A 14,483-nucleotide genomic window follows, 5' to 3' on the forward strand; every position below is an offset into this window, starting at 1 on the left:
CGCCCGAACTAACGCACCGTCGGAAGGTCGGGACTCGACACGTCGTACGTCTGGCCCGGCTGCGTCAACAGCGGCAGCGTCACCGCGGCCTTGCGATCCGACTTCTCGACGCCACCCCAGTTGACGACACGCCCGTCGACCAACGTCATCGAGACATCCGAAATGGACCGGGCAGCAACCTCTCCCACCTGCATCCGTAACTCCGGCGGCAATGCCGCGAGCACCTCGAGCGCAGCCAAGGTCGGCGGGTCGTTCCATCCGGGTGTCGCCGTCACCAGTCGGGGCACGCCGGGCGGCGGAACGCCGATCTCGAAGTCGACGCCCTTCTCGTCCAGCAGATGGGTGCCTTCCGGCGAATCCACGAACACCAAGGGGACTCGCTCCGTTACCGTCACCCGAATGGTCGACGGATACATCCGCTGTACACGCGCGGATGCGACCTTCGGAATAGCCGCGACACGTGCCGCTGCCGAACCTGCATCGACGCGCATCAACGGCGTGCCGGCTGGGATTGCCAGCAATTCCAGGATCTGCTCCTCGGATACCGTCGACGCTCCCCTGACTTCGGTACCGCGAACCGAGAGAACTGGTGACAACCACGCTGTCAGAACGAGTCCGACAACAACAACGAGCGCCAGCGGCGCCATCACCACCGGCCGCTTGTACCAAGGCGATTTCGGTGTCGGCGGCGGCTTCGGCGCAGTAGCGCGGGTCGAGTATCGCGATTCTGTGCGGGTACTTCGCGCTCTGGCGCCTGCGGTACGCCGGGCCGCCGGATCACGACGACCGCGGCGGCTACGTGCGTCCGAACTCATCGCGTCTGCGTGCGCGAAGCCTGATGAGGAACTGCGCGCAACGCGTCGAGGATTTGTTTGCCCAACATGGTCACGTCACCGGCACCCATCGTGATGACGATGTCGCCGGGACCGGCCAGGCCGGCTACCTGACGCGGCGCGAGCGACAGATCAGGCTGGTAGTGAACGGGTTTCGTGACAGCCTGTGCAACCAATGCCCCACTGACACCGGGCAACGGTTCTTCACGCGCACCGTAGACGTCGAGAACGACTACCTCGTCTGCAAGGTCCAGCGCTGCCGCGAACTCGTCGGCAAACGTCGCCGTGCGTGAATACAGGTGCGGCTGGAAAACCACGATCACGCGACCGGCAGCAGAGTTCGCAACCGATGAAACATCTTGTGGTCGAACAAGATCCGCGGCTGCGCCGAGAACTGCTCGCACCTCGGTGGGATGGTGGGCGTAATCGTCGAACACACGCACACCGCGCTCACGACCCGTGAACTGGAACCGCCTGTGCACTCCCCCGAATCCGGCGAGCCCTTCGACGATCTCGTCGATCTCCGCACCGGCATCACGCGCAGCCAACAGCGCAGCCAGAGCGTTCAACGCCATGTGACGACCGGGAACAGCCATCCGAACCGTCCGCGCAGCCTTTTCCCCTGCCAGCTGGAACTGCAGGACTCCGCCGACGTCGTGCGCCCGGAAATCGAGCAGTCGCACACCCACCTCGACCCCGTCGACCGGCTCGAACGCCGCATCTCCCGCATCGGCACTGCCGTAGCCGATGACTCGAATATCGCCCCGGCCGGAAGCTACGATCCGCTTGGCCAGATCCGCCGACCCCGCGTCGTCGAGGCAGGCGATCAGGAGACCACCGGGAGCCAGTTTGCCCACAAAATCATCGAAGACCTGCACGTAGTTCTCGACGCTTCCGAAGTAGTCCAGGTGATCGGCTTCGATGTTGGTCACGACGATCACGTCGGGGTCGTACTGCAGCAGCGAGCCGTCACTCTCGTCGGCTTCCGCCACGAAGACGTCGCCGCTACCGTGATGCGCGTTGGTTCCGGCCTCGTTGAGTTCGCCCCCCACCGCAAACGACGGATCGAATCCGCAATGCTGCAGAGCGACTACCAACATCGACGTGGTCGACGTCTTGCCGTGGGTTCCCGAAACCAGGAACGTGCGGTTTCCCTCCATCAACGACGCGAGGACTGCCGGCCGGAGAATCACCGGGATCCCACGACGCGCTGCTTCGACCAGTTCCGGATTGTCCTTGGGAATGGCCGCGTGCGTGGTGACGACAACAGTGGGGCCGCCGGGAAGGAGATCCAACGCGTCGGCGTCATGGCCGATCCGGACCTGCGCTCCGCGTGCCCGCAAAGCCAACACGCCGCGACTTTCCTTGGCGTCGGATCCTGATACAAGTCCGCCGCGGGACAACAGAATTCGTGCGATGCCGGACATGCCGGCACCACCTATACCCACCATGTGTACTCGCTCGAGGTGGGCGGGCAGCGCGGTCATCGGTTTCCCCTATTTGTGTTGCGTACTGCGGTGCTGTTACGTGCTTCTGTGTTGCTTTTCCGGGCAGTGTCCAGAACGATCCGCGCGATCTCGGTCGCCGCGGTCCGGTGCCCGACACCGGCAGCCGCCGCGCTCATCGCCTGCAGTCGCGGCGAATCGGTGAGCAACGGCACCACGGTGTCGGCGACAAATGCCGGAGTCAGGTCGGCGTCGCTGACGATCACAGCACCACCTGCTGCGACGACTGGCTTTGCGTTCAACTCCTGCTCACCGTTTCCATGTGGCAACGGAACGTAGACGGCCGGCAGTCCGACGGAGGACACCTCAGCCACAGTCATCGCGCCGGAGCGACAGATTGCGGCGTCGGCCGCGGCATACGCAAGATCCATGCGCGAGAGATACGGCACGGCAACGTACGGCGCAGCCTCCGAGAACTGCGCGGCGTCGAGCGTGTTCTTGGGTCCGTGTGCGTGCAACACCGAGATTCCCGCGTCTGCCAATTCCCGGGCAGCGCCTGACACCGCGTCGTTGAGCGACTTGGCCCCCTGCGATCCGCCGAATACGAGCAGAACCGGACCATCGAGCGGAAGGCCGAAATATTCACGCGCCTGTGCCCGTAAACCGGCCCGGTCGAAGTTCGCGATGGATGCCCGCACCGGAATACCCACGATGTCCGCGTCGCTCGCGCCGCGATTCTTCACCCCGGACCCGGGGACTGCAGCCAGGACACGCGTTGCCAGCCGCGCACCGATCTTGTTCGCGATGCCGGCGCTGGCGTTGGCCTCGTGGATGACAATGGGAATGGTGCGACGGCGGCGCAAGACCCCACCGCGAGCGGCGAGGTACGCGGGCAGTGCCACATACCCACCAAAACCCACGATGACATCGGCGTCGACTGCGTCGAGCACCTCACGTGTCTTACGCACCGATGCTCGAATGCGTAGTGGGAGTTTCACCAGGTCCATCGTCGGCTTACGCGGCAACGGGACCGGCGGAATCAGTTCGAGTGTGTATCCCCTGGCGGGAACAAGTGTCGTCTCGAGCCCGCGGGCGGTTCCCAACGCGGTGACGATGGTGTCGGGTGCCAGCGCCTTCACGGCGTCCGCAACTGCCAGAGCAGGCTCGATATGACCAGCGGTTCCTCCACCTGCCACCACTACCGACAGAGCTGAATTAATGCCGCTCACCTACGAATTCCTCGCTCTCGAACTTCATGTGCATCGTGTGTCTTGCGCGTCGGCGCCTGCCGACGTCGTCCATTCTGCCCTGCTGGGGCCTTGCGGTTCGATTCTGCACTGCCGCGCGAGCGGCTCGATTCCGCGCTGCCGCGAGGCCGGCTCGGCCTGACCGACTGAAACGGCACCGGCATCGGTAGCCGCAGCAGCTTGGAAATCCTACCGTCCTGACCGGAGTGCAGGGCGGCGATCGCTTCAGGCTCGTGACGTGCGGCATTGGCGACGACGCCGAACATGAACAACGTGGTTGCCGTCGACGTTCCACCCGCCGACACCAGCGGCAGCTGCAGTCCCGTGACGGGCAGTAGCCCCACGACGTATCCGATGTTGATGAACGCCTGCCCGGTGATCCAGGTCGTCACCGTCGCGGTCAGGATTCGCAGGAACGGATCCGAGGACCGCGCCGCAATCCGTAGGCCGGTGTAGACGAACAGAGCAAACAGACCGATGACGGCAGCGCCGCCGACAAATCCGAGTTCCTCACCGATGATCGCGAAGATGAAGTCGTTGTGCGAGTTAGGCAGGTAACTCCACTTGGCCACGCTCTGGCCGAGTCCACGACCGAATATTCCACCGTCGGCCAGCGAGTACATAGCCTGACGAGCTTGGTAGCCGGTGCCCTGCGGATCTGCATCCGAATCGAAGAAGGCGCGCACTCGGTCTGAGCGGTAACCCGCCGTCAACGCGAGAATCGCCACCGACACCACGCCGGTTCCGAGAATCGCGAGGAATAGTTTGATCGGCAATCCGCCGTACCAGAGCAGCGCAAAAAGAATGATGATGAGCGAGACGGTTGTGCCGAGGTCGGGCTGCAGGATGATCAACACGAAGACCACCAGCGCTGCCGGAACCAACGGTACGAGAAGTTCTTTGATGGTCGTGATCTCGCCGCGGCGCGACGCCAACACGTGCGCTCCCCAGATCGCAAACGCAATCTTGGCCAACTCGGACGGCTGCACCGACAGCGGACCGATGACAAACCACCCGCGGGTGCCCTGCGCCTCGGTCCCGATACCCGGGATGAGAACCAGGACAAGCAGCACAACCGTGGTGACGAACACCGGGAACGACATCGCGCGCATCGAACGAATCGGCAACCGCAACGCGACGTAGAACAACACAAATCCCACAACGGCGAACATCGCCTGCTTCAAGAACATCGAGTACGCCGACTTGTTTTCGGCATAAGCCTCGACGCTCGACGCCGAGAGAACCATCACAAGTCCCAAGACCGTCAACATCACTGCGACGGTTACTACCAGATGAAATGACGCCAACGGCCGCGCAAGCCAGGCACCGATTCGGGTCTTGGGACCCTTGGTCATTCCGCGATCCCAGCCTTGTTCGCGCGTTCCGGCGGATCCGGCAGTGCACCGACCGCCGCGGCAAAACTGTCGCCGCGGTGGCCGTAACTGACGAACATGTCCAACGACGCCGCGGCGGGAGCTAGAACCACCGCGCTACCCGGCGACGCCAGCGCAGCGGCTTGACTCACCACCGCCGCCATCACGGCGTCCGCATCGGACCCGGATGGCAGCCGAATCACCTGCGTCGAAGAGCTGAGATTTTCACTCACGTCTGCATCGTCCCCCGTCATCACGCGGACGACGGGGACCTCGGGCGCGTGTCGCGTCAATGCCTGCTCGATGTCGCCCGCGTCGCGTCCGAGTAACACCGCGCCGGCAAGTCGGCTGCGGACCTCTGTCACCAACTCGTCGACACTGGCGCCTTTGAGTAGACCACCGGCCACCCACACGACTCGATCGTGAGCCAGGATCGACGGGCGAGCAGCATGCGGATTGGTTGCCTTGGAATCATCGACGTACAGCACCGACCCGACATCACCGACAACTGCGCCGCGGTGCGGTCCGACCTTGTGAGCCGTCAATCCGGCCCGCACAGAGTCAGGTTCGATTCCCACAGCCCGCGCGAGGGCCGCTGCGGCAAGCGCATCCATGACACCGGCGGGGCCAGGCGGATCGATGTCCGCGGCCTCGGCCAACTGCAGGCCGTCGCCAAATGCGTTGTCGACCAGATGGCCGTCCGACACACCCAACTCGCCGGACGCCGGAGCGCCCAACCGGAACCCCACCACGACGTCGGCCTCGGCGCCGGCACCGAGTTCTGCGGCAATCGCGTCGTCGAGTCCGACTACCGCGACCTTGCCACTGAGAGCCCGTGCCTTGGCCTCCGCATACGCGGCCATCCCGCCGTGCCAATCGAGATGATCCTCGGCCACGTTGAGGACAACACCGGCGTCCGGGCGCACCGACGGCGCCCAGTGCAACTGGAACGACGACAATTCGACGGCCAGGTAATCGACTCGCGGCGACGTGTCCGACAGCGCAGACAGCACTGGAAGTCCGATGTTGCCGCACGCCCGCCCTTCGAGACCCGCAGCGTCGAGGATGGACGCGAGCATCGATGTAGTTGTTGTCTTGCCGTTGGTTCCCGTGACCACCAACCACTTTCGCGGCGGACCGTAGAGACCACAGTGGTCGATGCGCCAGGACAGTTCGACGTCGCCCCAGATAGGAATCCCGTGTCCGGCGGCGGCCGCCAGAATCGGGGCGTCCGGCCGGAACCCGGGACTCGTGACGACCAGCGCGAACTGCGTGATCAAACCACGATCTTCCTCGATCGAACTGGTCGTGACGGTGGTGTCTGCACCGAGTTCGGCGCAACGATCGGCAAAATCCAAGGTGGAATCGGCGACGGTCACCGAAGCACCAAGTGCGACCAGAGGTTCGATGGTGGCCTGGCCGGATACCCGGCCACCAGCCACCAGAACGCGTTGTCCGCGTAGCCAACTCAGGTCGTTCACTCCAGCTTCGGTCACGGTCAGCCTCCGATAGCTGCGAGGAATTCGCTGTAGAAGAGTGCAAGCCCGATCGCCGACGCAATCGCGGCGAGCAGCCAGAATCTGATGATGACCGTGGTTTCCGCCCACCCGGCAAGTTCGAAGTGATGGTGGAACGGTGCCATTCGGAATACCCGTCGACGGCTGGACTTGAACACTGCTACCTGGATCACCACCGACGCAGCCTCAGCGACGAACAGTGCGCCGATGACAACCATCAAGAGTTCGGTGTTGGTGGTGATCGAGAGTCCGGCAAGCATGCCGCCGAGGGCCAGCGAACCGGTATCACCCATGAATATCTTTGCGGGAGCGGCGTTCCACCACAGGAATCCGATACACGCTCCGGCACCGGCAGCGCAGATCAAGGCCAGATCGAGCGGGTCACGCACGTCGTAGCAACCCTTGACCGGACTGGTTTCGCACGAGTTGCGGAACTGCCAGAACGTGATTATGACGTAGGCGCCGAGAACGAAGCTCATTGCGCCCGCCGCAAGTCCGTCGAGGCCGTCGGTGAGGTTGACGGCATTCGACCACGCACTGACCAGCAAGTAGCAGAACGCGATGAAGACGACCGAACCGAGCGACACCGTGGCGATGTCACGCACGTAGGACAGGTGGACGCTGCCCGGCGTGAGACCGTCGGCGCCGCGGAACTGCAACGCGAGGATTCCGAAGATCACGGCCGCGACAAACTGCCCCACCAGTTTTGCCGTCTTGTTCAGACCGAGATTGCGCTGCTTGCGGATCTTGATGAAGTCGTCGAGGAAGCCGACGCCGCCGAGCGCCGTTGTCAGACCGAGAACCAGCAACCCGGACGCGGTCGGGCCCTCCGCCCCGTCGATGCCCATTCCGATGAGATGCGTTCCGAAGTACCCCGCCCAGATTCCGGCAAGGATAGCGACGCCGCCCATTGTGGGTGTGCCGCGCTTCGCCTGGTGACTGGCCGGGCCTTCGGTGCGGATCTCCTGGCCGAATCCCTGTTTTGCAAACGCCTTGATCAGAATCGGCGTGAGCATGATCGAGACCGCGAGAGCGATGCCCGCGGCCAGCAGAATCTGGATCACTCCGACACCTGCTTCTGCGCCAGGACCGCCTCGGCGACCGTCCAGAGTCCGATCGACTGTGAAGCCTTGACCAGCACCAGATCACCTGGCTCCAGTTCCGCCTCGAGCACCTTCAAGGCCGCGGCAGCGTCCGGGACAACCATCGACTCGTCTCCCCATGAGCCCTCCATCACTGCGCCCTGGTGCATCGCGCGGGCCGGACGACCGGTGCCGACAACAATGAGCTTCGTGACGTCGAGCCGCACGGCCAATCGGCCGATCGCATCGTGCTCGACTACCGACTCGGGACCGAGTTCCGCCATCTCACCGAGCACAGCCCAGCTGCGACGGCCGAAATGACGGTCCGATCTGGCCATCGACACCAACGCCTTGAGCGCTGCGCGCATCGAGTCCGGATTGGCGTTGTAACTGTCGTTGATCACGGTGACGCCGTCGCTGCGGTCGCTGACGTCCATGCGCCGGGCCGACGCGGCCTTGGTGTCTTCGAGGATGCGGGCGATCTCGGCGACCTCCACGCCGTTCTCGAGTGCAACGGCGGCCGCGGCAAGCGCGTTGCCGACCTGATGTTCACCGTGAACCGCGAGACGGATTCGCGCAGAACCCTTCTCCGAGTTCAGGGTGAAACTCGCACGAGCCTGATCATCGACGGTCACGTCCGTCGCGCGCACGTGCGCACCTTCGGACTGACCAACCAACACCACCCGCGCTGCGGTCCGCGACGCCATGGCCGCGACCATACGATCATCGGCGTTGAGGATGGCGACTCCGCCATCGGCCGCCGACGGAAGTGCTTCGACCAGTTCACCTTTGGTGGCTGCGATCGCCTCACGGGAGCCGAACTCACCGAGGTGCGCCGTACCCACGTTCAGGACGACGCCGATCTTGGGCGGAGCGATCCGCGCCAACTCCGCGATGTGACCGAGGCCGCGGGCCGACATTTCCAATACCAGGAATTTGGTCTGCTCGTCGGCGCGAAGGGCGGTCCAGGGGTGACCCAATTCGTTGTTGAACGAACCGGGCGGAGCAACAACGTCGCCCGAACCACGCAATACCGCAGCAACAAGATCCTTGGTGGACGTCTTGCCGGCCGATCCGGTGATCCCGACAACAGTGAGACCGTTCTGCGCCGACAACGTATCGACTACCGCGCGCGCCAATAGCCCCAATGCGTTCAGCACTGCCGCACCGGAACCGTCTGCGTCGTGCTCGAGCGCCATGACCGAACTCGGACCGCTCGTTTGCGTCGGCGCCACCACGATGGCGGGTACTCCCACCGGCCGCGCGGCGAGCACAGCCACCGCGCCGGCCGCAACCGCTGCTTCGGCGTGCTCGTGACCGTCGACGCGGGCGCCTGGCAGCGCCAGGAACAGTCCACCCGGACCTACTCTGCGAGAATCGAATTCGACGGTCCCTGTCACCATTGCCGACGGATCGTCGACGTCGTGCAGAGTTCCTCCGACGATCTCGGCAATCCGAGAGAGCGTCATCGGGATCATTTCGTGCCTCCATGCGCTGTGTCGATCGCGATCCGGTCGATCGCGTCTCCCAGCACCTCGCGGTCGTCGAACGGGTGCTTGACCCCGTCGATTTCCTGACCTGTTTCGTGGCCCTTGCCGGCCACCAGTACTACGTCGCCGGGCTGTGCCCAACGAACGGCTTGTTCGATCGCTTCCGCTCGGTCCCCGACCTCGAGCACAACCCCACGCTCGGATTCCGGGACCGCGAGCGCCCCGGCCATCACTGCTGCGCGAATCGTGGCAGGTACTTCGGTCCGAGGGTTGTCGTCGGTGACGATCAGCAGATCGCTGCCTCTCGCGCCGGCCTCCCCCATCAAAGCGCGTTTACCCGCATCGCGATCACCGCCGGCACCGACAACAACCCCGACGCGTCCGGAAACCTGATTACGCAGCGTCGCGATGACAGCCTCGAGCGCGGCGGGCTTGTGCGCGTAGTCGACCACGGCGAGGAAATCTTGACCGCGGTCGATTCGCTGAACGCGACCAGGAACATCCACCGATCCCACCGCCGCCACCGCCGATTGCACGTCGATACCGGCTTTCGCGCTCACCGTCAGGGCCAGCGCGGCGTTTGCCACGTTGTATCGACCCGGCAGTCGCAAGGACACCGGCCATGACTGCTCATTCGGTCCGGAAAGGTCGAACAACTGGGAACCGTCGGCTGCAACCTCGACCGAACCGACCTTCCAGTCGGACTCGGCTTCCGTGGTCGCCACCGTTGTCACGTCGCCTGCGGACGCCACTTCTGCCATCCGACGTCCCCACCCGTCGTCGACGCAGATGACGGCGCTATCGGCGTGAACTGTGGACGCCGGATCGAACAAACGAGCCTTCGCCGCGAAGTACTCTTCGAAGTCTCGGTGAAAGTCCAGGTGATCCTGCGAAAGGTTGGTGAACGCTCCGATGTCGAATCGGATGCCGTCGACGCGTCCGAGGGAAAGCGCGTGACTCGACACTTCCATCACAACGGTATCGATACCCTGCTCTGCCATCACGGCAAACAAGGCATGGAGGTGTGGGGCCTCAGGCGTGGTGAGAGCGCTCGGAACCCGCCGTCCATGGATTCTGGTCTCGATGGTGCCGACCAGACCGGGGTTTCGTCCCGCACCGACCAACGCCGCTTCCAACAGGTAGGACGTTGTGGTCTTCCCCGACGTACCGGTGATGCCGATGACCTGCATCTTCTCCGACGGTCGGCTGTAAATCTCAGCCGAGATCTCGCCGAGGACATCCCGAGGCTTCGGGTGAACGAGAACCATCACCGGCCGGTCGACGCTCGGGTTCGACGCGCGCAACAACGCCAACCCGTCGTCGTCGGTCAAGATCGCGGCAGCTCCACTGGCCAATGCGTCACCGGCGAACTGCGCGCCGTGCGAGCGTGCGCCCGGCAGCGCGGCAAACAAATCACCGGCGACGATGTCCTGCGCACGCAGGTCGACACCCGATACGACGGTGGCGGCCTTCCCGGCACCCGACCATTCCGCGTGCAGCCAGTCGAGTCGGGCTCCGGACAACTCCGCCAAGGCCGTGATCGCCGTCTCAATCGGATTCGCCGGTCGTGCGTTCACCGCTACACCCGGCTCTGACGATTGCGAACGATTCGGCACTGTCACTCGACTCCTGGCGATTGTCGTTGGTCATGGCAGTCGCAGATTCGGACAACCGAAAACTGCGACGTATGAGATTACCGCGTGCAGGAACACCCCGAAGACCGCGTGGATCGTGATCCCTGACGAAACTGTGGATCGTGATCCGCTCGATCAGTCCGCCTGCAGCACCAACTTACGACCCGGATCCGGGGACATCGGCACACTGTCACGCTGCAGCATCCACGACGCGATGTTGTGGAACAACGGTGCGGCCGATTGTCCGCCGCCGCCGTCGACACCCCGCACGGGAGCATCCAACATGATTCCGATCACGAACCGCGGGTTGTCTGCCGGTGCGATGCCCGCAAACGTGATCCAGTAGTTGGAGTTGGAGTAGCACTTGCACGCCGGATCGATCTGCTGTGCGGTGCCGGTCTTGCCGCTGACCTGATAGCCCTCTACGCCCGCAGCCACACCCGTGCCGCGCTGATTTCCGGTGTCGTCCTGCGTGACCGATCGGAACATGTCCCGAACTGTCGCCGCTGTTTCCGGGCTCACCACCTCGATACCGTCAGGCTGCGGCGCTTCGGTTCGCTCCCCTGACGAGTTCTCGGTGGACTTGACGATGCGCGGCGGAATACGAACGCCGTCATTGGCAATCGCCTGGTACATGCCAGTCATCTGCAGCAAAGTCATGGACAAGCCCTGACCGATCGGCAAGTTGGCAAACGTGCCACCGGACCACTGGTCGCGGCTGGGGACCAAGCCGGCACTCTCGTCGGGAAGCCCGACCTCGGTGCGCTGTCCCAAACCGAACTTGTCGAGCATCTCGGCAAACCTATCCTCGCCGATCCGCTCGGCGAGCATGAGCGTTCCGACATTGGACGACTTCCCGAACACACCGGTAGAGGTGTACGGAACCACACCGTGATCCCACGCGTCCTTGACCGTCGCCCCCGACATCGTGATGCTTCCCGGAACCTGCAGAACCTCGTCCGGTGTGGTCAATCCGTCCTCGACGGCCGCCGCCGCGGTGATGATCTTGTTCACCGAACCAGGTTCGAACGGGCTCGTGACCGACAGATTGCCTGTCTCGACCGACCGCAGATTATTTTCCAGACCGATCCCAGGGTTGAACGTGTTGTCATTGGCCATTGCCAGAACCTGACCGGTCGCAACGTCCTGGACGACAACCGACGCGTTCTTCGCACCTGATTTGTCCTTCGCAATCTGCACCTGTTGCTGAACGAAGAACTGGAGGTCGGAATCGATGGTGAGCTGAACTCCGGAGCCGTTGACGGCAGGCTGCTTGTCGCGCCAACTGCCCGGAATCACAGCGCCGTCACTGCCGCGGTCGTAGGTCTGGGAACCGTCTATACCGGCAAGGGTCGAGTCCATCGAATCCTCGAGGCCGAGGAGGCCGTGCCCGTCCCACCCGGTTGCACCGACCATATTGGCCGCGAGTGAGCCGCCCGGATACTCGCGGATATCCTGGCGTTCGAGGCCGACCTCACGGAAGCTGTCCGAAATCTCCGCTGCAACAGCCGGATCGACGCTCCGCGCCAGATAGACAAACGTCTCCTCGCTGTTCAACTTCGCGAGAATGTCCTTTTCCGGGGCTGCATCACCCAGCTTCGCGTGGACTCCGGCCGCGATCTCGGCCAGCCGAGTCGACACTTCGGGTGCCTGCTGATCTGGTTCGACACCCGCTTCGATGCTCTTGGTCCGGGCTTCTTCCAGTTCTTTGCGAACGGCTTTCGGCTGGAACGTCAGCGCCTTCGCTTCCATCGTGAATGCGAGCGTCGTGCCGTTCCGATCCGTGATCGATCCTCGAACCGCCGGATCGATCTGAGTCGTCGTGCGCTGATTGGCCGACTCCGCAGCGAGGCTCGGAGCGTCGACGCCTTGAATCCACAACAGCTGCAGCGCTGCAACGGCAAGCGCCCCACACATCGTCCACCGACCTACACGCTGACGAAACGGGAAGGTCGCAGACTTCGATCCGCGAGGACCCCGAGAAGCCCGCTGCCCGGCAGGTTGACGACGTGGTTCTCGCCGAGGCGCGTCGTACTGGGGATCTCGTCGGCGCGCGTCGTAGTGTGGGTCCCGATTCACCGACGGTCCTCAGTCGGAGACGGCACCACCGTCGTGGTCGGGGACGGAGGAGCGGACGTGACGGGGATCAATTGCTCACTCTGAGCGAGGTTTTGCGGGTTGAGTGGAGCCGGCGCAGTCGTCCGCGCAGCCGGGGGCGCCGAAGGTGCGGTGGTTGCCACCCGGGGCGGCGACGCCACGACAGGTGCGTCGAGCGGCGGCAACGGTTCGGCACTCGCCGGCGCCGGTGTACCGACCACCTCGACGCTACCGTCCGGGTGGACAACAAGGCGGGCCGGATCCTTGGCCGGAACCATGCCGAGCGCGCTCGCCTGATTGGCAAGCTCCGGTGCGGAGTTACGCGACTGGAAATCGCGCTCGAGAGCAGCCTTCTGCTCCACCAAAGACTGATTGAACTCACGGGCATCGCTGAGTTGATACGAGTCCTCGGCGGACCGGGTCGTCAGGAGCAACGTCACGGCAAGTCCGATGGAGAACAGCCCGATGATGGAGACTACAAACGGAATTCGGGCCTTGAACTCGCCGCCTCGAGAGAGTGCGGTGCCACTGGCACCCACCCCGCTGTGCCCGAGTGCCCGAGCCGTTCGCTTTTCGTACGCACGCTGCGCCGCACCCGAACGGCGCTTACGTGAAGATTCGTCCCCGGTGGTGCTCTGCTTCGTCATGCCCGCCTCCTGGCAATGCGTTCAGCGGCACGCAAGCGCACCGGAGCTGCTCGTGGGTTCTCCTCGATTTCCTGCTCCGAAGCTCGCTCGGCACCCCGGGTGAGGATCTTGAACTCCGGACCCATACCGGGAAGCTCGACCGGAAGCCCCTCTGGGCTGGTCGACTTGGAGCGAGGGACCAACTCGGCCTTGACAACTCGATCCTCGAGCGACTGGTACGACATGAAGACAACTCGGCCACCAACTGCGAGGGCGTCCAATCCTGCCGGTACTGCGGCACGCAAGGAATCCAATTCGGCGTTTACCTCGATCCGCAGAGCTTGGAACGTGCGCTTTGCCGGATGCCCGCCGGTGCGACGGGTGGCCGCAGGGATGGTCCGATACAAGAGTTCGACCAGAGCGGCGCTGGTGGTGAACGGCTCCTTCTCGCGCTGCCGAAGTATCTCGGACGCAATCTTTCCCGCAAAACGCTCTTCGCCGTACGTACTCAGAATTCGGGCGAGATCGCCGTGGCTGTAGGTATTGAGAACCTCGGCCGCGGTGAGCCCGACGGTCTGGTCCATCCGCATGTCCAACGGTGCGTCTATCGAATACGCAAAACCACGATCAGCTTCGTCCAACTGCATCGAGGAAACACCGAGGTCGAAGAGAATCGCATGAACCGACTCCGTCGTCGGCAGGCCCGCCTGCTCGAGCGCATCTTCGATGCCGTCATAGGTGGTGTGCACGAACGTCGTTCGGTCGGCGAAGGGAGCAAGACGCTCCGACGCGATTGCCAGCGCATTGGTGTCGCGATCGAGACCGATGAGGTGCAGTCCCGGGTACTTTCCGAGAAAGAACTCGGAATGCCCACCCAGGCCGAGTGTCGCGTCGATCATGACAGCGCCGGCGCCGCCGTCACCGACCGCAGTGATAGCGGGACCGAGGAGGTCGTCTGCGCGGTGCAGAAGAACAGGAACGTGCGCGAAGCCGTCGGTGTCCGAGGGTTCGTTCACCTCGCGATCAACCATGTGTGCTCCGGCTCCTACTTTCATGATTCCGATGAAGAATGACTGCTCGAACGGGCGAATGCTCCGAGGTCCCTGCCCGAAGGAGAACCTGGCGCTGGGGAAGTGCGT

The 14,483-nt window shown here is 63.8% G+C and carries 11 protein-coding genes; all 11 read right to left on the reverse strand.

From position 1 onward, the window contains the following. Positions 1–8 precede the first annotated feature (8 nt). The 11 genes from KYT97_RS06475 to rsmH all read right to left on the reverse strand — a co-directional run bounded on the left by KYT97_RS06475 (position 9) and on the right by rsmH (position 14,375). Positions 9–815 (reverse strand): cell division protein FtsQ/DivIB, encoded by an 807-nt coding sequence (locus tag KYT97_RS06475; protein WP_342393908.1) that lies wholly within the window; start codon positions 813–815, stop codon positions 9–11. Further along, positions 812–2,320 carry a UDP-N-acetylmuramate--L-alanine ligase gene (gene murC / locus KYT97_RS06480; protein ID WP_033231000.1) on the reverse strand — a complete coding sequence of 503 codons (1,509 nt, stop codon included), beginning with the start codon at positions 2,318–2,320 and terminating at the stop codon, positions 812–814. Before murC ends, KYT97_RS06475 begins: the two co-directional genes overlap by 4 nt. Then, positions 2,317–3,507, reverse strand: coding sequence for an undecaprenyldiphospho-muramoylpentapeptide beta-N-acetylglucosaminyltransferase (gene murG / locus KYT97_RS06485; protein WP_219111945.1), 1,191 nt, complete (start codon positions 3,505–3,507; stop codon positions 2,317–2,319). Before murG ends, murC begins: the two co-directional genes overlap by 4 nt. Next, the gene (gene ftsW, locus KYT97_RS06490) at positions 3,504–4,880 is read right to left on the reverse strand and encodes a putative lipid II flippase FtsW (protein WP_219111946.1); all 1,377 of its coding nucleotides are present in this window, start codon (positions 4,878–4,880) and stop codon (positions 3,504–3,506) included. Before ftsW ends, murG begins: the two co-directional genes overlap by 4 nt. Continuing rightward, entirely contained in the window at positions 4,877–6,394 is a 1,518-nt protein-coding gene (gene murD, locus KYT97_RS06495; protein WP_415395482.1) for a UDP-N-acetylmuramoyl-L-alanine--D-glutamate ligase, read from the reverse strand. Before murD ends, ftsW begins: the two co-directional genes overlap by 4 nt. 2 nt (positions 6,395–6,396) lie before the next feature. Continuing rightward, positions 6,397–7,479: a phospho-N-acetylmuramoyl-pentapeptide-transferase gene (gene mraY, locus KYT97_RS06500; protein ID WP_033231003.1), complete on the reverse strand. Its 1,083-nt coding sequence runs from the start codon at positions 7,477–7,479 to the stop codon at positions 6,397–6,399. Continuing rightward, complete coding sequence (locus tag KYT97_RS06505) at positions 7,476–8,975, reverse strand: UDP-N-acetylmuramoyl-tripeptide--D-alanyl-D-alanine ligase (protein WP_045070313.1); 1,500 nt, start codon at positions 8,973–8,975, stop codon at positions 7,476–7,478. The genes mraY and KYT97_RS06505 overlap by 4 nt, the downstream gene beginning before the upstream one ends. Next, positions 8,972–10,603: a UDP-N-acetylmuramoyl-L-alanyl-D-glutamate--2,6-diaminopimelate ligase gene (locus KYT97_RS06510; protein WP_116101961.1), complete on the reverse strand. Its 1,632-nt coding sequence runs from the start codon at positions 10,601–10,603 to the stop codon at positions 8,972–8,974. Before KYT97_RS06510 ends, KYT97_RS06505 begins: the two co-directional genes overlap by 4 nt. Positions 10,604–10,756: 153 nt before the next feature. Beyond that, the gene (locus KYT97_RS06515) at positions 10,757–12,700 is read right to left on the reverse strand and encodes a peptidoglycan D,D-transpeptidase FtsI family protein (RefSeq protein WP_245006041.1); all 1,944 of its coding nucleotides are present in this window, start codon (positions 12,698–12,700) and stop codon (positions 10,757–10,759) included. Further along, a complete protein-coding gene (gene ftsL / locus KYT97_RS06520) occupies positions 12,697–13,365 on the reverse strand; it encodes a cell division protein FtsL (RefSeq protein ID WP_033231006.1) in 669 nt (222 codons plus the stop codon). The genes KYT97_RS06515 and ftsL overlap by 4 nt, the downstream gene beginning before the upstream one ends. After that, the gene (gene rsmH, locus KYT97_RS06525; protein WP_045071103.1) at positions 13,362–14,375 is read right to left on the reverse strand and encodes a 16S rRNA (cytosine(1402)-N(4))-methyltransferase RsmH; all 1,014 of its coding nucleotides are present in this window, start codon (positions 14,373–14,375) and stop codon (positions 13,362–13,364) included. Before rsmH ends, ftsL begins: the two co-directional genes overlap by 4 nt. Between the last annotated feature and the right edge of the window lie 108 nt (positions 14,376–14,483).

It is taken from the genome of Rhodococcus globerulus (assembly GCF_019334125.1).
Classification (GTDB): domain Bacteria; phylum Actinomycetota; class Actinomycetes; order Mycobacteriales; family Mycobacteriaceae; genus Rhodococcus_F; species Rhodococcus_F globerula.

Bases quoted from the DNA above. Each gene is read 5' to 3' on its own strand.
- KYT97_RS06475 (WP_342393908.1), bottom strand. From the start codon at position 815: ATGAGTTCGGACGCACGTAGCCGCCGCGGTCGTCGTGATCCGGCGGCC.
- murC (WP_033231000.1), bottom strand. From the start codon at position 2,320: ATGACCGCGCTGCCCGCCCACCTCGAGCGAGTACACATGGTGGGTATA.
- ftsW (WP_219111946.1), bottom strand. From the start codon at position 4,880: ATGACCAAGGGTCCCAAGACCCGAATCGGTGCCTGGCTTGCGCGGCCG.
- KYT97_RS06505 (WP_045070313.1), bottom strand. From the start codon at position 8,975: ATGATCCCGATGACGCTCTCTCGGATTGCCGAGATCGTCGGAGGAACT.
- ftsL (WP_033231006.1), bottom strand. From the start codon at position 13,365: ATGACGAAGCAGAGCACCACCGGGGACGAATCTTCACGTAAGCGCCGT.
- rsmH (WP_045071103.1), bottom strand. From the start codon at position 14,375: ATGGTTGATCGCGAGGTGAACGAACCCTCGGACACCGACGGCTTCGCG.